The organism is Pandoraea captiosa (assembly GCF_902459775.1).
Taxonomy (GTDB): domain Bacteria; phylum Pseudomonadota; class Gammaproteobacteria; order Burkholderiales; family Burkholderiaceae; genus Pandoraea; species Pandoraea captiosa.
Genome location: NZ_CABPSQ010000001.1, coordinates 544,919 through 567,161, shown reverse-complemented (window position 1 = coordinate 567,161; position 22,243 = coordinate 544,919). Strand labels below are relative to the sequence as shown.

At 64.0% G+C, this 22,243-nt stretch carries 14 protein-coding genes; 11 read left to right on the top strand and 3 right to left on the bottom strand.

Annotated features, from left to right (window positions below; all coding sequences use genetic code 11):
• The first annotated feature begins 90 nt into the window (after positions 1–90).
• The 4 genes from ompR (at position 91) to PCA31118_RS02440 (ending at position 3,723) form a co-directional block, all read left to right on the top strand.
• On the top strand, positions 91–816 hold the full coding sequence (gene ompR, locus PCA31118_RS02455) for an osmolarity response regulator transcription factor OmpR (RefSeq protein WP_010808867.1): 726 nt from the start codon (positions 91–93) through the stop codon (positions 814–816).
• Between the two features lie 191 nt (positions 817–1,007).
• Positions 1,008–2,348: an ATP-binding protein gene (locus PCA31118_RS02450; RefSeq protein ID WP_150622624.1), complete on the top strand. Its 1,341-nt coding sequence runs from the start codon at positions 1,008–1,010 to the stop codon at positions 2,346–2,348.
• A gap of 242 nt (positions 2,349–2,590) precedes the next feature.
• Positions 2,591–3,139: a peroxiredoxin gene (locus PCA31118_RS02445; protein WP_044456056.1), complete on the top strand. Its 549-nt coding sequence runs from the start codon at positions 2,591–2,593 to the stop codon at positions 3,137–3,139.
• 59 nt (positions 3,140–3,198) lie between these two features.
• Positions 3,199–3,723 (top strand): carboxymuconolactone decarboxylase family protein, encoded by a 525-nt coding sequence (locus PCA31118_RS02440; RefSeq protein ID WP_150622621.1) that lies wholly within the window; start codon positions 3,199–3,201, stop codon positions 3,721–3,723.
• Between the two features lie 158 nt (positions 3,724–3,881).
• Here the strand turns inward: PCA31118_RS02440 and ispF are convergent, their stop codons facing one another.
• On the bottom strand, positions 3,882–4,403 hold the full coding sequence (gene ispF, locus PCA31118_RS02435; RefSeq protein ID WP_150622619.1) for a 2-C-methyl-D-erythritol 2,4-cyclodiphosphate synthase: 522 nt from the start codon (positions 4,401–4,403) through the stop codon (positions 3,882–3,884).
• 72 nt (positions 4,404–4,475) lie between these two features.
• Positions 4,476–5,198 (bottom strand): 2-C-methyl-D-erythritol 4-phosphate cytidylyltransferase, encoded by a 723-nt coding sequence (ispD, locus tag PCA31118_RS02430; protein WP_150622617.1) that lies wholly within the window; start codon positions 5,196–5,198, stop codon positions 4,476–4,478.
• Between the two features lie 109 nt (positions 5,199–5,307).
• Between ispD and mfd the strand changes: the two genes are divergently transcribed.
• From mfd to PCA31118_RS02395, 7 genes are all read left to right on the top strand, one after another.
• The gene (gene mfd, locus PCA31118_RS02425) at positions 5,308–8,772 is read left to right on the top strand and encodes a transcription-repair coupling factor (protein WP_150622615.1); all 3,465 of its coding nucleotides are present in this window, start codon (positions 5,308–5,310) and stop codon (positions 8,770–8,772) included.
• Positions 8,773–8,993: 221 nt separating this feature from the next.
• Complete coding sequence (argE, locus tag PCA31118_RS02420) at positions 8,994–10,208, top strand: acetylornithine deacetylase (protein WP_150622613.1); 1,215 nt, start codon at positions 8,994–8,996, stop codon at positions 10,206–10,208.
• A gap of 210 nt (positions 10,209–10,418) precedes the next feature.
• On the top strand, positions 10,419–11,705 hold the full coding sequence (locus tag PCA31118_RS02415) for an MFS transporter (protein ID WP_044456064.1): 1,287 nt from the start codon (positions 10,419–10,421) through the stop codon (positions 11,703–11,705).
• 91 nt (positions 11,706–11,796) lie between these two features.
• Positions 11,797–12,825 carry a threonine/serine dehydratase family protein gene (locus PCA31118_RS02410; RefSeq protein ID WP_150622611.1) on the top strand — a complete coding sequence of 343 codons (1,029 nt, stop codon included), beginning with the start codon at positions 11,797–11,799 and terminating at the stop codon, positions 12,823–12,825.
• Positions 12,826–12,965: 140 nt separating this feature from the next.
• A complete protein-coding gene (locus PCA31118_RS02405; RefSeq protein WP_150622609.1) occupies positions 12,966–13,985 on the top strand; it encodes an ornithine cyclodeaminase family protein in 1,020 nt (339 codons plus the stop codon).
• Positions 13,986–14,113: 128 nt separating this feature from the next.
• A complete protein-coding gene (locus PCA31118_RS02400) occupies positions 14,114–14,683 on the top strand; it encodes a cysteine hydrolase family protein (protein ID WP_150622607.1) in 570 nt (189 codons plus the stop codon).
• Between the two features lie 98 nt (positions 14,684–14,781).
• Positions 14,782–15,804, top strand: a complete 1,023-nt coding sequence (locus tag PCA31118_RS02395) for a GlxA family transcriptional regulator (protein WP_150622605.1) — start codon at positions 14,782–14,784, stop codon at positions 15,802–15,804.
• Positions 15,805–15,870: 66 nt separating this feature from the next.
• Here PCA31118_RS02395 and PCA31118_RS02390 read toward each other — a convergent pair whose 3' ends face one another.
• Complete coding sequence (locus PCA31118_RS02390) at positions 15,871–22,227, bottom strand: hypothetical protein (protein ID WP_150622603.1); 6,357 nt, start codon at positions 22,225–22,227, stop codon at positions 15,871–15,873.
• Positions 22,228–22,243: the final 16 nt, after the last annotated feature.

The following is a 22,243-nucleotide window of genomic DNA, read 5'->3' as shown; positions in this document are numbered from 1 at the left end:
CGCACAAGCCGTAGGGTAAATTGTGTAACCCTTTGTAACCCGCTTTGGCGGCCTCCTCAGTTCGCAACATTTCGGGCTAAGATACACGGCATGGAAAACAAAAACTCTCCCAAAATTCTGGTTGTCGACGACGATCCGCGCCTGCGCGACCTGCTGCGTCGTTACCTCGGGGAACAGGGTTTCAATGTCTTTGTGGCCGAAAACGCCACGGCCATGAACAAGCTTTGGGTGCGCGAGCGCTTCGATCTGCTCGTGCTTGACCTGATGCTCCCCGGTGAGGACGGTCTCTCGATTTGCCGCCGTCTGCGTGGCGCGAACGACCGTACGCCGATCATCATGTTAACGGCCAAAGGCGAGGATGTCGACCGTATCGTCGGACTCGAGATGGGCGCCGACGACTACTTGCCGAAACCGTTCAACCCGCGAGAGCTCGTCGCCCGCATTCACGCTGTGCTGCGTCGTCAGGCGCCCCCCGAGCTTCCCGGTGCGCCCAGCGAAACGATGGAGACGTTCGAGTTCGGCGATTTCGCCCTGAACCTCGCCACGCGCACGCTCACGAAGAACGGTCAGGAAATCGCGCTCACGACCGGCGAGTTCTCCGTGCTGAAAGTCTTCGCGCGTCACCCGCGCCAGCCGCTCTCGCGCGAAAAGCTCATGGAGCTCGCACGCGGTCGCGAATACGAAGTCTTCGACCGAAGCCTCGACGTGCAAATCTCACGTTTGCGAAAGCTCATCGAACCGGACCCGGGCAGCCCCCGTTTCATTCAGACGGTGTGGGGCCTCGGTTATGTTTTCATCCCGGATGGCGGCGCGTGACAGGCGGTCATGACGTTTTGACCGATAAAACGACGCCGGTCGCGATCCGTTCGCGCACCGGTGTTGTGTCTTGTCTCAGGCGGCACCGCATGTCGTTCACCGTGGCTCACCTGCGCCTGCACTTGTGCTCGCACCGCTGCGTGCCGCAAGCCTTCCGTCACGCACACGCCACGTATTAGACGGAGCCACCCATGCATCCGATACGGATGGTACGCGGGCTCTTTGGCGGTCTGTTCTGGCGTACCTTCTTCCTCATTGCACTGCTCATCGGCGTCAGCCTCGCGGCCTGGTACCAGAGCTTCCGTGTGATCGAACGCGAACCCCGCGCGCAACGCGTCGCGCAGCAGCTCGTGTCCATCGTCAAACTCACCCGCACTGCCCTGCTCTATTCGGAGCCGGACCTGCGGCGCGCCCTGCTCCAGGATCTGGAGAGCAACGAAGGCATTCGCGTCTACCCGCGCGAGCCGGCAGATGCGGTCGAGAAGCAACGCGGCGGCGTGGTGCAGGATCTGATCGTGCGCGATGTTCAGCGACGCCTCGGCACGGACACCGTCATCGCCGCATCGGTCAATGACATTCCGGCCATGTGGATCAGTTTCAAGATCGATGAAGACGACTACTGGGTCGCGATCGAACAAGATCGCATCGACACGGCGACCGGTCTCCAGCTGTTCAGTTGGGGCACGTTTGCCCTGGCGCTCTCGCTCATCGGCGCGGCCTTCATCACGGCCCTCGTGAACCGTCCCTTCGCACGACTGGCGCACGCAGCACGCGCGATCGGCGAGGGTCAGCGTCCCGATCCGCTGCCGGAGCGCGGCATGGGCGAGGCGGCCGAGGCCAACCGCAGCTTCAATCAGATGGTGGAGGAGCTCGACCGGCTCGAAGCCGACCGCGCCCTGATGCTCGCCGGCATCTCGCACGATCTGCGCACGCCGCTGGCGCGACTGCGGCTCGAGACGGAGATGAGCCCGTCGGACGAATCGGTCAAGCGCGACATGATCAGCGACATCGAACAGATGGACGAGATTATCGGCCGCTTCCTCGACTATGCCCGCCCGGCCTCGCGCACGACGCAATCCGTCGACCTGTCGGACATCGCACGCGATACGGCGGCCAACTTCGAGGGACGCGACGATCTGAACCTCAGCGTCGATCTGGCCGACTCGGCACCCGTGCTCGCCGAGCGAACGGACCTCAAGCGCCTGCTCACGAACCTGATCGAGAACGCACGCAAGTACGGGCGCGACGCACAATCCGATATCGCCAACGTCCACATCTCGACCCGCGTGCTGGGCGAGCGCGTCGAAATGCGCGTGCGCGACACCGGCCCCGGCATTCCCGAGGAACAACTGCACCTCGTCTTCCGTCCCTTCTACCGTGTGGACACCGCGCGCACGAAAGCAGACGGCACCGGCCTCGGCATGGCGATCGTTCAACGCATTGCATCGCGCTACAAGGGGCATGCCTCGCTGCGCAACGTTCGCCCGGGTTCCGGCCTTGAAATCATCGTGTCATTTCCGCTTGCTAAATAAGTGTTTGATGTGATCTCGCGAAAATTTGGCTATGCTCAAGGCTTGGCCACACGCCACACTGCAAAATCCTATCGACGGGATTTGTTTTAACTATCCCCCGCATAAAATAAAGCTATTGCTATCGGAACTTCGATAGCGTATACTGCTTTGGTTGACCGGGATCGCGTGAGCCCGGTCAGTTGCCAGTCACGATGTCCTTTGCGATGTCGCGACATAAACCGCACTAAATTTAGGAGTAATCGATGAAGACTGTCGGCGATAAACTCGAAGCGTTCTCGGTCCAAGCGGCCAAGCCTGGTTTCAACAACCACGAAGAAAACGGCGTGTCGGCTTTCGAAACGATCACGGAAGCTTCGTTCCCGGGCAAGTGGAAGATCATTTACTTCTACCCGAAGGACTTCACCTTCGTGTGCCCGACCGAAATCGTGGAATTCGGCAAGCTGGCCAACGACTTCGCAGATCGTGACGCAGTGCTGCTCGGCGGCTCGGGCGACAACGAATTCGTGAAGCTGGCATGGCGCCGTGAGCACAAGGATCTGAACAAGCTGAACCACTACTCGTTCGGCGACACGACCGGTGCCCTGATCGACCAGCTCGGCGTGCGTGACAAGGAAGCCGGCGTGGCCCTGCGTGCAACGTTCATCGTTGACCCGGACAACGTCATCCAGCACGTTTCGGTGAACAACCTGAACGTCGGCCGTAACCCGGAAGAAGTCCTGCGTATTCTGGACGGCCTGCAAACGGACGAACTCTGCCCGTGCAACCGCGCGGTTGGCGGTGCAACGCTGTAAGCGTCGTCTCGAAGCCCGCGAAAGCGGGCTTTTTCAGCCCAAAGCAATAGGAGAAATTTATGGAATTCCTCACCGCGATTAAGGCACAGATCCCTGACTACGCCAAGGACATCCGTCTGAACCTCGACGGCACCATTGCCCGCTCCTCGCTGGAAGGCAACGACGCCGTCGGCGTGGCCCTCGCCGCTGCGTTCGCCGCCAAGTCCCAGCCGATCGTCAAGGCGATCCGCGAGGCCGGCGTGCTTGCCCCGGAAGAACTCGAAGGCGCGTTGACCGCCGCCGCGCTCATGGGCATGAACAACACCTGGTATCCGTATCTCGAGATGGCCGATAACGCCGAGCTCAAGAACGAGAAGGCGCAACTTCGCATGAACGGTTACGCCACGCGTGGCGGTGTCGATCAGCGTCGCTTCGAAATGTACGCGCTGGCCGCGTCCATCGTGGGCAAGTGCCACTTCTGCGTGAAGTCGCACGCTGCGCTGCTCGCAGAAGAGCACAAGATGAGCACCGCGCAATTGCGTGACGTCGGCCGTATCGCCGCTGTCATCAACGCTGCGGCTCAGGTGCTCGCTGCCGAGGCGTAATTCGGACTCAGCGGGGCCACGTGCCCGACGGCCGCGACAACGCGCGCCGTCACAACGAAAAAAACGGCGCCACCGGAATCGTCCGGTGGCGCCGTTTTTTCGTACTTGCATGGATCGTATCGATGCGTGAACGGGAGCGGCTTGCGCCCCCTCGCCCGTCAGCGGCCGATCAGCAACGCGGCCGCTTGCGCTTCGATACCTTCCTGACGGCCAAGATAGCCGAGCTTCTCGTTCGTTTTCGCCTTCACGTTGACCTGCCCGACCGTGACCCCCAGTGCATCGGCAATCGACTGTGTCATGGCGGCAATGTGCGGCGCCAGCTTCGGTGCCTGCGCGATCACCGTGCAGTCGACGTTCACGATCTCATACCCCTGCTCGCGCACGCGGCGCATGGCTTCCTTGAGCAAAACGACGCTGTTCGCGCCCTTGAACGTCGGATCCGTGTCCGGAAAGTGACGGCCGATGTCGCCGAGCGCCGCAGCGCCAAGTACCGCATCGGTAATAGCGTGAAGCAACACGTCGGCGTCCGAGTGGCCGAGCAGCCCGCGCTCGAACGGAATCGTCACGCCGCCCATCACGAGCGGGCGACCCGGCACGAGCGCGTGGACATCGTAGCCCTGCCCGATGCGAAGCTTGGCCAACGAAGCCAGAGATACTGGCGAGACAGCTTGTTCAGTCATTTATGTAGAGTCGTGAAATGCGGAATTACGATGCGTCGGTCCCGTCGGGCGCAAGCGCCTGACGCGAGACGCTCAGGCGGGCTTTGCCGTGCCGAGGAACGCCTCGGCCAGCGCGAAATCTTCGGGGTACGTCACCTTGAAATTGCGCAGGCTACCGCGCACGAGCTTCGGTGCGTGCCCCATGCGCTCGATGGCGCTGGCTTCGTCCGTGACTTCGGCGCCTGCCGCCAGGGCATCTTCCAGTGCGCGACGCAGCATGCCGAGGCGGAACATCTGGGGCGTTTGCGCCTGCCAGAGTCCGTCACGCGACTCGGTGGCGCCAACGCTTGCCAATCCGTCCTTCTCGGCCGGGGGTGTCTCGCGCTTGAGCGTGTCGGCCACGGGCAACGCCAGAATACCGCCGACGGGATCGTTGCGCAGTGCACCGACGAGCGTGCGAATGAGTTCGGGGGTAATGCCGGGGCGCGCGGCGTCATGCACGAGCACCCAGTCGCTGTCCTGCGCGCCGAACTCGGCGAGCGCCTGAAGACCGCCCAGCACCGAAGCGTGGCGCGAGGCGCCGCCGCAGCGACGTACGGCAAAGCGCAGGGTGCCGAAGCGGCGTCCGTCGAAGTGATTGTCGTCCGGCGCGAGGACCAGCAAGGTCTGCGCAAATTCGGAGCAAGCATCGAACGCGGCGAGCGCATGGGCAAGCATGGGAAGGCCGCCAACGCTTCGATATTGCTTGGGCACTGCGGCCCCGGCGCGTACACCGGCCCCGGCGCACGGGATCACGGCAAAAAGTCGGTCGCTCACGATAAAACGCAGGTAAGGAGAAAGCAGGGATTTTATAATAGACACTGACTGTCACGGGGCCCCATGCGAATGGAGCCCCGTGCTTTGCCATTTCTGCAACGCTTTTCCTATGCCCTCCGCCAACGCCTTATCCCGTAGTACCGTGCCTGTGCCGCTCGTGAAAGCGGGACAGCGTTACGCTTTTGCCGGCTCGCACGCATCAAGCGACGCCCTGCTCATCGCCCGCTACTTCGAGGAAAATCGCGAGCGCGTGCCGCTGCTCGCCGTCGTGTGCGCGCAGGCCACCGACGCGCTGCGTCTGCAGCAGGAACTCAAGTGGTGCGCGCCCGAATTGCGTGTGCGTTTGCTCCCCGACTGGGAAACGCTCCCTTACGACACCTTCTCGCCGCACCAGGATCTGGTCTCCGAGCGTCTCGCCACGCTGCACGATCTCGGCGAGAAACGATGCGACATCGTGCTGGTGCCCGCTACCACCGCGCTCTATCGCATGGCGCCGGCGAGCTTCATGGCGGCCTATACGTTTTTCTTCACGCAAGGAGAACGGCTCGACGAAGCGCGTCTGAAGTCGCAATTGACGCTCGCCGGCTACGAGCATGTCAGTCAGGTGATGCGCCCGGGCGAGTATTGCGTGCGCGGCGGGCTGATCGACCTCTACCCGATGGGCTCGGCCCTGCCCTATCGCCTGGATCTGTTCGATGACACGATCGACAGCATTCGCGCGTTCGACCCCGATACCCAGCGCAGTCTGTATCCGGTCAAGGAAGTGCGTCTGCTGCCGGGCCGCGAATTCCCGTTCGACGAACCTGCCCGCACGGCCTTCCGCGGTCGCTGGCGCGAAGTCTTCGAAGGCGATCCGAGCCGGAGTCCGATCTATAAGGACATTGGCAGCGGCGTGCCCTCGGCGGGCATCGAGTATTACCTGCCCCTGTTCTTCGAAGAGACCGCCACGCTCTTCCACTACTTGCCCGCAGACGCGCAACTCGTGTTCGTCGGCGATCTCGACGCGGCTATCGGGCGCTTCTGGAACGACACGCGCCAGCGATACAACTTCCTCTCGCACGATCGGGAGCGCCCGGTGTTGCCGCCGGAGCAACTGTTCCTGCTCGATCAGGATTTCTTCACGCTCGCCAAACCGTTCGCGCGTCTGACGCTGCCCACGCCGGGGGACGGCAGTTGGGCGATTGCCCTGCCGCCGCTCGCGATCAACCGTCGTGCCGACGATCCGCTCGCCGCGCTGCGCGCGTATCTGGCCCGCACGCCCGCCCGAGTCCTGCTGTGTGCCGACTCGGCGGGCCGTCGCGAGACGCTGCTGCAACTGCTGCACGACAATGATCTGCGGCCCGCGAGCGTCGAATCGCTGGAAGATTTCCTGACGTCCGACAAGCGCTTTTGCATCGGCGTCGCCCCGCTGGCGGCAGGGTTCCTGCTGCCGACGGAAGACCTCGCGTTCGTTACCGAGAACGAGCTGTACGAAGGCCTGGCGCGTCGCGCGGGCAAGCGTCGCCAGGAACAGGCGACCTCCGTCGACTCGATGGTGCGCGATCTCGCCGAACTGAAGATCGGCGACCCGGTCGTGCACAGCCAGCATGGGATCGGCCGTTATCACGGGCTCGTCAGCATGGATCTGGGCGAAGGCGAAACCGAATTCCTGCACCTCGAATATTCGGGCGACAGCAAGCTGTATGTGCCGGTCTCGCAATTGCATCTGATCTCGCGCTACAGCGGCTCGGACCCCGACTCCGCACCGCTGCACTCGCTGGGCTCCGGCCAGTGGGAGAAGGCCAAACGCAAGGCCGCACAGCAGATTCGCGACACGGCCGCCGAGTTGCTCAATCTTTATGCGCGCCGCGCTGCACGATCGGGCTACGCGTTCGAGCTCTCGCCGCGCGACTACGAGAAGTTCGCAGACAGCTTCGGTTTCGAGGAAACGCCGGACCAGGCCGCTGCCATCGCCGCGGTCATGAGCGATATGACGAGCGGCCGCCCCATGGACCGTCTGGTCTGTGGCGACGTCGGTTTCGGCAAGACGGAAGTGGCGTTGCGCGCCGCCTTCATCGCCGTGCTCGACGGCAAGCAGGTCGCCATTCTCGCGCCGACGACCCTGCTCGCCGAGCAGCACGCACAGACCTTCTCCGACCGTTTTGCCGACTGGCCCGTGCGCATTGCCGAACTCTCGCGCTTCAAGACCGCCAAGGAAGTGAACGCGAGCGTCAAGGCCATCAACGAAGGTCAGGTCGACATTGTGATCGGCACGCACAAGCTGCTCTCGAACGACATCCAGTTCCAGCGGCTCGGCCTCGTGATCATCGATGAAGAACATCGCTTCGGTGTGCGTCAGAAAGAGGCGCTCAAGGCGCTGCGCGCCGAAGTCGACATGCTCACGCTCACCGCCACGCCGATTCCGCGCACGCTGGGCATGGCGCTCGAAGGCCTGCGCGACTTCTCCGTCATTGCCACCGCACCGCAGAAGCGTCTGGCCATCAAGACGTTCGTACGCCGCGAGGAAGACGGCGTGATCCGCGAAGCGATGCTGCGCGAGCTCAAGCGCGGCGGGCAGGTGTACTTCCTGCACAACGAAGTCGAGACGATCGAGAACCGCAAGGCGCAGCTCGAAGCGCTCGTGCCGGAAGCGCGCATCGTGGTCGCGCACGGTCAGATGCACGAACGCGACCTAGAGCGCGTAATGCGCGACTTCGTCACCCAGCGCGCGAACGTGCTGCTGTGTACGACCATCATCGAGACGGGGATCGACGTGCCGACGGCCAACACGATCCTGATGCATCGCGCGGACAAGTTCGGTCTTGCCCAGTTGCACCAGTTGCGCGGACGCGTAGGCCGCTCGCACCACCAGGCCTATGCCTATCTGCTGGTGCACGATCCGAAATCGCTCACCAAGCAGGCGCAGCGACGCCTCGAAGCCATTCAGCAAATGGAAGAACTGGGCGCCGGCTTCTACCTGGCGATGCACGATCTGGAAATTCGCGGTGCCGGTGAAGTGCTGGGCGACAAGCAATCGGGCGAGATCCACGAAATCGGCTTCCAGCTCTACACGGACATGCTGGCCGATGCCGTGAGCGCGCTCAAAGCCGGTCGGGAACCCGACCTCACCGCGCCGCTGGCCGCGACGACGGAAATCAATCTGCACGTCCCTGCGATCCTGCCGAGCGATTACTGCGGTGACGTGCAGGAGCGTCTCTCGCTATATAAACGTCTGGCCAACGGCACACACACGGACGCCATCGACACGATTCAGGAAGAACTCGTGGACCGCTTCGGCAAATTGCCGCAGCAAGCTCAAGCGCTCATCGAGACGCACCGCCTGCGGCTGCTGGCCAAACCGCTGGGTATCATCAAGATCGACGCCAGCGAAGACGCCGTGGCGTTGCAGTTCGAGCCGACACCCGCCGTCGACCCGATGCGCATCATCGAACTCGTGCAGAAGCATCGCCATATCAAGCTCGCCGGGCAGGACAAACTGCGCATCGAAGCCAAGCACGCGCAACTGACCGATCGCGTGCGCGCCATCAAGGAGACGTTGCGCGCCCTGGGGTCGCCCGGCGCGAAGGCTGCCTGAACGGTCCACGAAAACGAAACCGGCATAAAGTCGTGTGCAGCGCAGCAATTGACGCCCATTCCCTTTCGCGCACGTCCGGGCAAACCCGCGCCCGGCGTGCCTTTTCCCGTGAGGCAAGAATGGTTGTTCACACAACCTTTTACCTCTAAATTATTTTTGAGTAACATTTCCCAGTAGCAATACGTAATAGACGTATGACTGGAAGATTCCCGGAGATTCGAATGACAAGCGCTTCCCAAGCTATCGCCCCGCAGGCCAACCACGAGGCCGAGCCGGCATCGCTCGACTGGATCAAGAAGCTGGTCAGCATCGACACCACGAGCCGTGAATCGAATCTCGGCCTGATCGAGACCGTACGCGACAGCCTCAAAGCGGCAGGTGTGGCGCCATGGCTGTCGTATGACGCCACCCAGCGCAAGGCCAATCTGTTCGTGACCCTGCCTGCGGCCGACGGCAACACGCAAGGTGGCATCGTCCTCTCGGGTCACACCGATGTCGTGCCCGTCGACGGCCAGCCGTGGGACACCGATCCGTTCAAGCCGGTCGTTCGCGACGGCAACCTGTATGGCCGCGGCACCTGCGACATGAAGGGCTTCATCGGCTCGGTCATGACGATGCTGCCGGCAATGCGCGACGCCAAGCTCAAGACGCCGTTCCATTTCGCGTTTTCGTATGACGAAGAAATCGGCTGCGTTGGCGCGCCCGTCATGCTCGCCGAACTGCGTGAGCGCGGCATCCGTCCGGACGGCTGCATCGTGGGCGAGCCGACGAGCATGCGCGTGATCGTGGCTCACAAGGGCATCAACGCCTACCAGTGCTGCGTGCGCGGCCATGCGGCGCACTCCTCGCTCACGCCCAAGGGCTCGAACGCGATCGAATACGCCGCACGCCTGATCTGCTATATCCGCGATCTGGCCGATCACTTCAAGCAAAACGGCCCGTTCGACGAGTTGTTCGACGTGCCGTTCACCACCGCGCAGACGGGCACGATCTCGGGCGGCATCGCCCTGAACACCATTCCGGCGCTGTGCGAATTCGTCTTCGAATATCGCAACCTGCCGGGCGTGGATGCCGAAGGCATCTTCCAGCGCATTCAGGAATATGCCGTGAACGAGCTGGTGCCGAAGATGCAGAAGGAGCACCCGAACGCCGGTATCGAGTTCAAGAAGATCGCCGCCGCCCCGGCGCTGGATGCCTCCGAGCAGGACGCCATCACCCAGCTCGTGCGCGCGTTGACCAAGGACACCGACAAGCGCAAGGTCGCCTACGGCACCGAAGCCGGTCAGTTCCAACTGGCTGGCGTGCCGTCGATCGTGTGCGGTCCGGGCAATATCGAACAGGCCCACAAACCCAACGAGTTCGTGTCGCTCGAACAGATCGCGCAGTGCGAGTCGTTCCTGCACAAACTGATTCGCAGCAACACCGTCGGCGCCTGATCGTGTCGTGCGGCCGGGAGCGTTCTGGGACGCCTCGGGTCGCGCGAACATTCACGTCTCACCGGGCCGTATTCCGCTTGCCGGATGCGGCCCGTTGCCTTGGCAGGTTCGAGCACGACGCAGTACCAGACGCCCACGACAAGGGCGCACAGGACATTCATCCGCAAGATAACAAGCACGTACGCCAGACAGGTTTTGGAGATCTCGCCCATGAGCGCAAGCGCAGCCCCCAACGCGACGGCCCCGGCCGCCCGCACTTCCCCGCACGCCTGGCGTGTGATCGTATCGGCCTCGATCGGTAACGCACTCGAGTGGTTCGATCTGGTCGTCTACGGCTTTTTCGCCGTGACCATCGCCAAACTGTTTTTCCCGACCGGCAACGATACGGTCTCGCTGCTGCTGACCCTCGGCACCTTCGGGGTGTCGTTCTTCATGCGCCCGCTGGGCGCCATCGTGATCGGCGCCTACGCCGACCGTGCAGGCCGCAAGGCTGCCCTCACCCTTTCGATTCTGCTGATGATGGTCGGCACGCTGCTCATCGCGGTCATGCCGACGTACTCGGCGATCGGCGTGCTCGCCCCGGTGGGCATCGTGATCGCCCGCATGGTGCAAGGTTTCTCGGCCGGTGGTGAATTCGGCAGTGCTACGGCATTCCTCGCCGAACATGCACCGCAACGTCGCGGCTTCTTCTCCAGCTGGCAGGTGGCTTCACAGGGTCTGACGACGCTGCTTGCCGCAGGATTCGGCGCGTTGCTCACGGGCAATCTCTCGCCCGAAGCCATGGCCTCCTGGGGCTGGCGTGTGCCGTTCTTTTTCGGCCTGCTGATCGGTCCGGTGGCGTACTACATTCGCCGTCGTCTGGATGAGACACCCGAATTCCTGGACATCGAGCCGACGCAGAGCCCGCTGCGCGATACGTTCGCCAGCCAGAAGGAGCGTCTGCTGCTCGCCATCGGCGTGGTCGTCATGGCAACCGTGGCCACGTATCTCGTGCTCTACATGCCGACGTATGCCGTCAAGCAACTCGGCCTGCCGTCCTCCGCCGCATTCTCCGCCGTGCTGCTCACGGGCGTGGTGCAACTGATCGTCGCCCCCATCGTCGGCCACTGGTCGGACACGCACGGTCGCATTAAGCCGATGCTCGCGGCTGCCGTGGCGCTGCTGGTGCTCGTCTACCCGATGTTCCGCTTCCTCGACGCGAACCCGACGTTCAGCTCGCTGATGGTGTTCCAGATCGTGCTGGGCCTGCTGATGACGACGTACTTCGGCGCCCTGCCCGCGCTGCTGACCGAACTGTTCCCGGTGCAGGTGCGCACCACGGGCCTCTCGCTCGGCTACAACATTGCGGCGACCGTGTTCGGCGGCTTCGCACCGTTTATCATCACGTGGCTGATCGGCGCGACGGGCAACAAGCTCGCCCCGAGCTTCTACCTGATCTTCGCGGCGATCATCAGCATCACCGCCCTGCTGCGCAGCCGCAAGCTGGGCATGCGCTAAGTCTGGCGACAAGGGGGGTGGCGCGCCATGCGCCCGCTGCGCCCCCTCGCGCATCATTACGCGCCTCATTATTTTCGGAGACATAGTCCAAGTGACGCCATCGACCCCCGACCTGCACGCCGAGACCATTGACGGCCAACCCGTTCCGACGAAGGAAGCCATTGCCGCGTTGCATGAGACGCTCAAGCCGTACGCGCGCAAGACGCCGGTGTTCACGCGCAACGACTTCCCGACGCTCGGCAACACCGAAGTAACCTTCAAGTATGAGTTGTTGCAGGCATCGGGCACGTTCAAGGCACGCGGCGCCTTCTCAAATTTGCTGTCGCTGAACGACGCGCAACGCAAAGCCGGCGTGACGTGCGTGTCGGCCGGCAATCACGCCGTCGCCGTCGCCTACGCGGCCCAGGCGATGGGTGTCGGCGCGAAGACCGTCATGCTCAAGACCGCCAGCCCGGCGCGCTCGTCGCTGTGTCGCGAGTACGGCGCGGACCTGATTCTGGCGGAAAACGTGCATGAAGCGTTCGATATCGTCAAACGCGTGGAACAGGAGGAAGGTCGCTACTTCGTGCATCCGTTCAATGGGTATCGCACGATTCTGGGCACGGCCACGCTCGGCTACGAATGGATCACGCAGGCGCCTGATCTGGACGCCGTGATCGTGCCGATCGGCGGCGGCGGTCTGATCGCCGGTGTCGCCACGGCCATCAAGCTGTTTGCGCCGCAAGTCAGGGTGTATGGCGTCGAGCCCGCCGGCGCCGACGCCATGGCGCAAAGCTTCGCGCAAGGGGGACCGGTCAAGATGGGCCCGATGACGGGCATCGCCGACAGTCTGATGGCGCCGCACACCGAGTTGTACGGCTACACGCTGTGCCGACGTCATATCGACGAGTTGGTCACCGTCACCGACGATCAGATGCGCGCGGGCATGCTCACCCTCTTCCGTCAGTTGAAGCTTGCGGTCGAGCCGGCCTGCGCGGCCGCCACGGCAGCGCTCATGGGCCCGCTGCGCGAGAAGCTCATGGGCAAGCGAGTGGGCGTATTGCTGTGCGGGACGAACACCGACACGGCCACGTTCAATCGTCACATCGAGGCCGCGCTCGCTGCCGAGGCGAACGGCTGACGCCTGCCGCCCGCGGCGCACATGGCGCATAGCGACAACACTTGCTGACGCGACCCGACGGTCGCGTCTTCGTTTGGCGACGCGCTACAGACGCACACACACGCGAGCGCCTTCGCACGACACGCTCACAAGGATCCCGTATGTCCGCACCCTCGTCTTCCGTTCTCCTGCTCGACGCGGCCCAGATCGCGGCCCTGATGCCCGTGGCCGACGCGATACCGGTCGTGTCCGACATGTTCGGCGCGCTTGCCCGCGAGCAGATTCACCTTCCGCTGCGTCAGATCGTTCGTCCGCCGGAAGCGCTCGGTGCAAAGGGACTGCTGGGCATGATGCCGGCTTTTCTCGCCAACGCGATGGACGGCAAGCCGGTCTATGGCGCGAAGGTCGGCACGTTCTTCCCCGGCAACAGTGCGCTAGGCAAAGACCCGCATCAGGGATGCGTGCTGCTGATGAGCGGGGAGACCGGCGAACTGCTTGCCGTCATGAACGCCGCGGAGATTACCGGCATTCGTACCGCCGCCGTCACCGGGTTGGCAACGCGCCTGCTCGCGCGGGACGACGCCTCGCGCCTGGCGCTCGTCGGCGCGGGCCATCAGGCCCATTGGCACCTCGCCGCGCTGGCCGCGGCGCGTGAGTTGCAGCATGTGCGCATTGCCAGCCGGTCCCTCGCCACGGCACAGGCGTTTGTCGACAAGGAACAGCCGCATTACCCCTTCCCACTGGAAGCGGTCGCAAGCGTCGAGGCTGCCGTGCGCGATGCCGACATCGTGACGACGGTCACGAACACGACGGACCCGATCCTCAAGGCGGAGTGGATCGCACCGGGCACGCATGTGAATCTGATCGGCAGCAGCACGCCGCGCCACCGTGAGGCGGACACGATGCTCATGGCGCGCGCGCAATTGTTCGTGGACCGCCGGGAATCGACGGTCAACGAATCGGGCGACTACCTTGCTGCTGCGGCAGAAGGCCGTATCGGCCCGGAAGATCTGCTGGCGGAACTCGGCGAACTGGTCATTCAGTCGCACCCGGGGCGCACCGGTACGGAAGCCGTCACGCTGTTCAAATCGCTCGGCATGGGCGCGCAGGACGTCGCGCTCGCTGCCGCGCTGTATCAGCGCGCCAACGCGACCGGTGCAGGGGCGCGCGCGAGTATCTGAGCCGTTGCGGCACGTCGCCATCGAAAGATGTCCGAATCGGTCCGATTCTGGTCGTCCGGTGTGCTGTCGGACGCAAGCTCCGGTACGTAAGATGACACCATCGTCACTGACTTCACGGAGCCGCTCTCATGTCACAGAACTCGTCGCAAGCCCAAACCTCCCGCACCGCCCTGCTCGTCATCGATGCTCAGGAGTCGTTCCGCCAACGTCCGTATTGGCGCGAGGACGATCTGGCCGTGTACTTTGACCGTCAGCAGGCGCTCATCGACGGGGCCGTAGCGCGCGGCGTGCCCGTGGTGCAAGTCTTTCACATCGACGCCGGTGTCTTTTCGCGCGACTCCGGCTTCGTTCGTCCTTTCGAAGAACTGCACATCTCGGCGGACTTCGTCGTGGACAAGACCAAGCACAGTGCGCTGGCCGGCTCGACCCTCGGCGCATGGCTCGTCGAACACGGGATCACGCGTCTGATCGTCTCCGGCGTTCGCACCGAGCAGTGCTGCGAGACGACGACGCGCGCCGCCTCCGATGCCGGTTACCAGGTCGATTTCGTGACGGAAGCGACGCTCACGTTTCCCATGCGCCATCCGCGCACCGGACGCGAGTTCTCGAGCGCCGAGTTGAAGGAGCGCACGGAGACGGTGCTCGTCGACCGCTTCGCCCGAATCGTGACGGTTGAGGAGGCGCTCGCCTCGGTGTAACGTGTCGTCAGCCGCGACGATCCGTCTTCGCCCAAGCGCGTGACGAATATGTCCGGATATGTCCGGATCTGCCGACCCACACCATAGCGACACTTGCGATGCCACGTCTTCAACCGGTCTATCTGCTGGTCATGCCGAATACGCTGCTACTCGATGTGGCTGCGCCGGCCGAAGCCCTGCGCATCGCAAACCATCAGCAGGACGGCGTGCGGTTCGTGCTGCGCTATGTCGGCACGCAGCCCTCGGTCGCCACCTCGATCGGCCTGCGCCTCTCGCCACTCGACGTACTGCCCGACACGGTGCCGGACGACGCCTGGCTGGTTGTGTCCGGCACCGTGTCGCAACCATTGCCGATGCAGCCATCGGCCGCGACCGAGCCGTCGACCGATGCGCAGGGCGATGACCGGGAGGCCATCGCAGACGCCGACGAACGCGCCATCGCGTGGCTGCGTCGCGTCGTGCGCCCGACGCAACAACTGGCATGCATCTGCACCGGTGCCCTACTCGCCGCACGTGCGGGGTTGCTCGACACGCTGGCGTGCACCACCCATCACGGCAGTTGCGACGAGCTTCGTGCGCTCGCGCCCGGTGCGCGCGTGGCGGACAACCGGCTCTACGTGCGCGACGGCAACGTCTGGACGAGTGCCGGCGTGACCACCGGACTCGACCTGATGCTCACGCTCATCGCCAACGCCACCAGCGCGCTGTGCGCGGCAGCGGTCGCCCGACAGATGGTGGTCTACGCCCGCCGCGCCGGCGCGGACCCGCAGTTATCCCCCTGGGTCGAAGGCCGCAATCATCTGCACCCCGCCCTGCACCGGGTGCAGGATGCCATCGCCTCGGACCCGGCCCATGACTGGACGCTCGCCGCGATGGCGGAGATCGCCTGCACCAGCGAGCGTCACGTGACACGACTGTTTCGCGAACACGCCGGCGTCGCGCCAGTCGACTACCTGCATCGGCTGCGCATTGCGCTCGCACGCGAAATGCTCGGCAACAGTCAGCTCGATCTCGAACACATTGCGCAACGCGCCGGATTCGGGTCGAGCCGCCATCTGCGGCGTGTCTGGCACAAGTTCGACGCGTTGCCGCCGAGCCGATCGAGGCGCGCATCCGTGTAACTTCCCTAACTTCCCTATCGCGCCAGCCCTCGCCGCAGGCGCGCTCGGGTCCCGACGTCGCGCCGCTTATTCACGGTTCGGATGCCAGCCCGGTTGCGGTATGTCATGCCAGTCCGGCACGACGAGCACATACGCCTTCGGGTGATCGCCATAGGCAAGCACGCCGGGGGAGCGTTGGCACCGCATTCCCGCTTCGACCAACGTCGCGCAATCGTCGAAATCCCAGTACTTGATGCAGCGGTTGCCGCCGTGCCGCGTGTACGCCGCCCGCCAATCGGACTCGCCCGCCACATAACCGAGCGACGATACGCCATGCCCATGTCCCAGCACGCGCGATGCAAACATGTCGACGACGACCGGATGCCGTTCGGGCGAGACCGTGTTCACGTCGTCGACATGCCGTATCACCAGATTGCCGGGCGCCGCGCCGGCGAACATGCCGGTCAGTGCAAACGACAGGCGAGGTTTGCGTTGCCATGGCGCGTCCCACGCCGCGATCAGCCGATACCGGATACCGGTGACGTTGTGCGTCTGCAAGATCGTGAGCATTTCGGACGTCACCTCTTCGCCGATGAACGCCGTGTCCTGCGGGTCCGCCTCGAAATTCCCCTGGATCGCCCGATTGACACGCGCATTGTCTTTCAACGACTGAAGCAGCGCCGTGTTCGCGAACGCAGGCGTCTGTTGCGAAGGTGCGGGCTTTCCGGACAATAGGCCTGGCGTGTTTTCGTCGACCCAGACGCGCACCAACGTCTTGTCGCGCAGCCGGAAGCCGTTGTCGAAGATCAGACGTGAATCGTCGTCGCGCGCCAGTTCGACGCGCAAGTACTGCATGTTCCAGGGGTCGTCCAGCGTCGAATTGAGCGAAAGCCAACCTGCCGCCACGCCATTGCCGAGCGTCGTCAGTTCGCCATAGATTCGGGGTGACACCGAGCTGCGCTGTGCGCTCATCACCAGGACCTGATAGCCCGGTGGAATCGTTGCGATGGAGAAGCGGTTGACGATCTCCACGAGCGACACCCCCATCTGTATCGGGCCGAAACGTCCCCCCTTGTAACCGATGCGCTGACGCACCATCGACTGCATGACGCCGAAGTCGCCGAAATCCTGATAGGCGCCGAATCGTCGCAGCGCGCCGCCGAACGCCGGGATCGTCAAGCCGGACCTGACGAGGCTGGCAATGTCGCCATGCGTCACGTGCGACATGAATCGAAATCTGGCGTAGCTGCACCAGCGTTCGGCAATGGATCTGGCCTGCTCGGGGGGCGATTGCCCGACCGTGAATTCGAAGTTGTCGCGCGCATATTCCTGCAACGTCGCGCCCAGATAATGCGCGAACATGAGCGACGGCCTGTCCCCGTTACCACCCGCATCTTGTCGAATATTTGCGGTCACCGCCGCCACTGCCTGGCTGCCGCCGGCACCCAGCACGTCGCGCAGGTCCCGCATCATTTCCAGCTCGGTCTCGCCGCGTAACGCGCGGGCGGCGCGCCCGAGGAGATACATCAGGTCATCCGCTTCACGATCCGGTCGCTCGCACCGAAGCACGCCCGCTTTGCGGCGTGAACCGGTCAGGCACGTCACCTCGTCTGCGATCCAGTCGCGCAGGTCGTTCTCGAGCGCGACTCGCCAGTCGCCCCTGAATCGGCGAGACTTGAAGAGTTGAATCGACGGATCGACCGGCAGCACCTTACCCGTGAGCAGAGCGCCGAGATCATTGGCATCCCCCTGATGCAAGTGGCCGAGAAGGAAACGACGCATCGCTTTGAGCTCGGGGGCTTTGGGTGTCTTGGGCCAATGCAGGACTTGTCCGGTGCGCAGCGACACGACGACCGTGTTCAGATCGTCCGTGAGCGCGACGACACCGGCGAGCGTGACGCCATAGGTTTCGACCGCGCGCGGATCGATCTTTCCCGCCAGCCGGGACGCCAGCAGCATGCCCGATGCGTCGTCGAGCCGGCGCATATGCCAAAGCCACAGACCGGTCTCGAGCGTTGCAATCGTGTCGTGAAGCGCCGTGCGGAACGCCGGTCTGTCCCAGAGGGTCTCGATCACTCTGCCGGGCTGGCGAATGCCCGAGGTGGTGGGCGTAGAAGTGGCGAACGTCCGGGTGGCGAGCGTTGAGGTGATGTCCGTCGTCGACCCGACGGACGCCGGCGTGGTTGTCGTGGACTCAGGTGCTGGGGCGGATGTCCGCATGAGGGTCGGCGTTTGCGTGGCAGCATCCGTGCCGTTGGCTTTTGACAGCGCGGGCGCGCCGCCGAGCAGCGCAGCCGCCATCGGGCCGCCTGACGGCGGGTCATCAAGTGCCGACGGAGAATCGCCCCATCGCAACCATCGCCACCGTAAAGTCACCGCCTGCCAGTCGCGTTCGGCCTGCGTGCGGGCGTCGTACCACGTGTTCGCCTGTGCCTCGTTGGGCAACGCGTCGACACGCACGTCCGATACGCCTGCGCCAGCACCGTCGGGCACGCTCCCCAATCCCCGCAACTGGGGAAGCAACAGCGTTTCGGGAAGCGCCGGGATCAGTTCTCGCACCGATGCCTCGACGAATATCTCGAACTCCACGTCTTCGCACACGACGATCCCGTCCTGCCTGAACTCGAACAGGTTCGCGTGGTCCCCCACGAAATCGAGCAGTTCATACCCTTCGGTACCGAGCAATACGATCTCCGGTTCGATACTTCGGCCAACGACGGCACCACGCCCGCAGGTCACACCTGCAAAGAACATCCCGGACTTGACGGTGCGCCCGCGCGCGCCGGATCCCGCACGTACGCGATGGACAAAGGCAATGACGTAGCCGGGGGGAAGATGCGTCAGTTCATCCAGCGTCTGCACGCCCACCTTCGCCTGCCCGAGGAATGCCTTCACATCGCGCTTCACATCCCGCTCCACAACGCCCTCCACATCGTTTTTCGCGTCGTCGCGCCCCCCTTGCCGCGTGGGTGTGCCCGCAGCGATGTCCTCCTGTCTCAATCGCGCGATCGTGCGCCACGGCGCCTCCTTCGTCGCGTTGGCCGACGATAACGCCGTGAGGCCTCGCGCTTTTTCGGAGAACACGAGCCGAACGAGCATATGGGTCGGCGTCGCGCCGATCAAAGGGCGAACGTTCTTGAGCAACTGGCCTGCCGCAACGACGCCTCCACTCAAGAGCGCCCGCAGTATTTTCTTCAACGGCTCTCCACCTCCCCCGACCTGATTCACCAGCATGACGGCCGCCATCTGCTTGATGCCGTCGTGCATGCGCCGCAGTTCGCGCAACGTGGCAGTCGTCTCGCTTCGCGACAGCGCGGAGATCTGCCCGATCGCCAGCGCGGTCGCACCGACCCTGAAGAACGCGCCCGTATCCAGTATCGACAGCGGGAAAGCGCCTGCGAGTATCGGGAACATCACCATCGCCCCCTGTAGCATGGACACGGTCAGTTGATGCCAGTCGCGGGTACCGCGCACATCGGCGGTCACGATCTGCACGTCCAGGTTGTTTCGCATTGTCTTGAGCTCGGCGTCCCACAACGCGGGACAGATACGATCGTCGGAACGAAACGCCAGCTCGGGACGATAGGGTTTGCCAAGACTGCCGGCGTTCGCATACGACATCAGCGATTTGGCAGGACGCATACCGTGGACGCCGCCCGTCGACTTGCCATCGTCAGCCCTGTGCGTCGGCGCGAAGCGAAACTGCACGCTGTTCCACCGAAACAGTCCCTTGACCCTAAGCACGCTTCGAATCGGCAGGTGATCCAGCACGAATTCCCGGAACGCCGGCGTGACCTCCTCGTGCCGGTTCCATTGCCGCCAGGTGCCTCGCTTGATCGAAATCACCAACGCCCTGTCGAGCGCCGGATCGCGCAACGCGACCAGTCCGGCGACGACCTCGCCCCTGTAGGTCACCAGTTCCAGGCGAAGTCCCTGAATGCGCTCGAGCGTGTTGCGCGTCGGGTTCGACGCGCCGGAAGCGTCTCCCGCCGACAGTGTCACGCCCGCGGCCAGGGCGTCCAGGACGGCTTTCGACACACTGGTTCTGACGTAGGTGGAAAACGCAATGCCCGCCTGGCGGTTTCGTCCCAATGCGTCGATGCTCTGCACATCGTGCGCAAGCAACGCCTGACGAAACCTGTCGTCGTTCACGACCTGCAAGAATGGTTGGACCGCTTCGTCTGCGGTGCGAACACTCGCGACGGCCGTCGACCCGCCGAGCCTCAGCGATTCATGAAGATAGTGGTGACCCAGGGCGACCTGCCACAACGGAAATGTCGCCTTCAACTGAATGCCCGTGCCGAATCCATGCGCCTGATACAGATGCCCGACCTCCCGGTACGTCACGTTGACCGGCGCATTCCATGACACCACACTTGTCGGGCCGCCGTGCGCGAGCACGTAATCGTGAAACACGCGCATGACCGTGTCGATGCTGTAGTCTTTCGCACGCGTGCTGAGCTCGGCAAAACTGCCCTCGTCGATTTGCCATCCCATCCAGGCATGCAACGTCAGTAACTGTTCGAGGCTCAATTTGTCGCGCAAGTCGACAGGGCCGACCGGTGCGCCCCCCGCCGGGCCGGCGAGTCGATGGCTGGCATTGACGGGCGCCTGCGTGGATGTAAGCGACGAGGCGAGCCGCATCGCTTCAACTGAATCGACTGGATTGACTGAAGTGACCGAATGCGCTGCAACGCCGGATGGCCCGGCTCCCGTTTCGCGGCGCCAGTAGGCCAGTCCCATCGAGGTCAATGTCACCAGTCCTGCTGACGGGATGACGTTGCGGCGCCGCCCCCGCAGATAGGCGCCCAACGACCATGCGGCCGTCTGCAGTCCGGCATCGCACAATACGTCTTTCAACGCAACGCTCGATGGCGACGGTGCAGGTGCAGGCGCTACTCCGCTCGTTGGCCGCGCACCAGGCACACCGCCCGGGGCGTTGGCGTGACGCAGGCCACGTTTGACGTCAGCCGATGCCGTACCCGCGTCATGCCGCGATTGCGTCAGCCGGCGCGGTGAGTGCATCGGCATCTGCGCATGCCACGCGCGTGCGTATCGAATGTATCGAATCGCATGGGCTTCGCGCACTTCGCCTGCCCCACCCCACGGCGCCAGCATGCCGTACTGGTCGGCCAGCGTGAGCAGCGGCTCCAGAATTTGCGCGATCCGATGTTGCGCCAACGGCCGCCGCGCGCGCGCGATGTCCTCGGCGACCCGCTCGACATCGGTTACGCCCCATTGGGCGATCACCCGCTCATGGGCCGACTGCGGGCGGGCATGGTTTGGCGCATAAGGCCGTGCATGAGGTCGTGCATAAGGTCGTACATAAGGTCGTACAAAAGGTCGTGCATATGGCGGTGCATAAGTCGATGCATACGACAATGCGTCCCTCAAGGCGTAACGCAGCGACCCGACGACGTGGAAAATGTTGAGCCGACACTCTGCCCCATCGAGTCGCGCCATCACCTGTCGAATCTGCGACGGGCACAGCTCCGGCAGCATTAGCGTCAGCGCCTGAGCGTATCGTGCTCGCGCTTCGCCGTCCGGCGCGCAACGTCTGAGCGACGCCACGCCGAAGGACAACGCGGCGGCCTCGAACACCGCGCCTGCGACCGCGCCCATCAACGGCGATATGGCCGCACCTGCGTATGCCAACCCGCCGCCCGTTGCGAGCAGCGCGCAAGTTCGCGAGAGCGCACCCTCCCAGGCGGGCGCGCTGCACAGCCCGGGCGCCCCGCCGTTCGTTTGCTCGTGCATTTGCTTGCGCATTTGGTCGCGAATTTGGTCACGAATTTGGTCGCCCATCGAGTCGTGCCCCGATCGCTGCTGCTGACCGTCGGCCGTGACCCGTGCCCATGCGCGCTGCGCCGCCTCGGGACATCGAAGTACCAATGCGGGCAACAGCGCCTGCATATGCTCGACTTCCCGGTCGGTAATGCACGCGGGGTCGCAGTGCTTCAACGCGGCGAACATGGCGTGATAAAACCCGCCGAATGGCGCCTCGTCCGAGGCCCAGCACGGGCTGCCCCCGATTTGGACGCCGAAACGTGCCTGCGCGCAGCACAGCGACAACGCGCTGTCGTGCGACTTGCCGGGCAGCGGGTAGCCAGCCCGCGACAGCAGACGCGCGACGAGTTCACCTGTTGGCGTGTCGAGCACGTCGAACGTGTCAGTGCCGTCGGCGCTATCGGCGCTCCCGGACTGCACGCCCACCTCCAGCATGTCCAGCACCACGCTCGCCGCCGTCGGTCCCCAGCGTATCGGGAGATTGAGCAGACAATAGACCGCTTGCGCCGCGTGCGGCAGACCCGAAGCGGCCGACATCGTGGCAGCCTGCGCGGTCCAGTCGTCATACGCGCAGGCGGCCAAATCGGCCGGGTTCAGCGCCGGTTGCGATTCGTTGGTCAAAGGCGTAGTGCGCATACCCTGCACTTCGATTGGCATGTCGGCTCCGGCAAAT

What these genes read in the sequence shown, in the direction of transcription:
- PCA31118_RS02445 (WP_044456056.1), top strand. Translation starts at nt 2,591, where the DNA reads ATGAAGACTGTCGGCGATAAACTCGAAGCGTTCTCGGTCCAAGCGGCC.
- PCA31118_RS02440 (WP_150622621.1), top strand. Translation starts at nt 3,199, where the DNA reads ATGGAATTCCTCACCGCGATTAAGGCACAGATCCCTGACTACGCCAAG.
- argE (WP_150622613.1), top strand. Translation starts at nt 8,994, where the DNA reads ATGACAAGCGCTTCCCAAGCTATCGCCCCGCAGGCCAACCACGAGGCC.
- ispF (WP_150622619.1), bottom strand. Translation starts at nt 4,403, where the DNA reads ATGACTGAACAAGCTGTCTCGCCAGTATCTCTGGCTTCGTTGGCCAAG.
- PCA31118_RS02395 (WP_150622605.1), top strand. Translation starts at nt 14,782, where the DNA reads ATGCCACGTCTTCAACCGGTCTATCTGCTGGTCATGCCGAATACGCTG.
- PCA31118_RS02405 (WP_150622609.1), top strand. Translation starts at nt 12,966, where the DNA reads ATGTCCGCACCCTCGTCTTCCGTTCTCCTGCTCGACGCGGCCCAGATC.
- mfd (WP_150622615.1), top strand. Translation starts at nt 5,308, where the DNA reads ATGCCCTCCGCCAACGCCTTATCCCGTAGTACCGTGCCTGTGCCGCTC.
- PCA31118_RS02390 (WP_150622603.1), bottom strand. Translation starts at nt 22,227, where the DNA reads ATGCCAATCGAAGTGCAGGGTATGCGCACTACGCCTTTGACCAACGAA.
- PCA31118_RS02450 (WP_150622624.1), top strand. Translation starts at nt 1,008, where the DNA reads ATGCATCCGATACGGATGGTACGCGGGCTCTTTGGCGGTCTGTTCTGG.
- PCA31118_RS02400 (WP_150622607.1), top strand. Translation starts at nt 14,114, where the DNA reads ATGTCACAGAACTCGTCGCAAGCCCAAACCTCCCGCACCGCCCTGCTC.
- PCA31118_RS02415 (WP_044456064.1), top strand. Translation starts at nt 10,419, where the DNA reads ATGAGCGCAAGCGCAGCCCCCAACGCGACGGCCCCGGCCGCCCGCACT.
- ompR (WP_010808867.1), top strand. Translation starts at nt 91, where the DNA reads ATGGAAAACAAAAACTCTCCCAAAATTCTGGTTGTCGACGACGATCCG.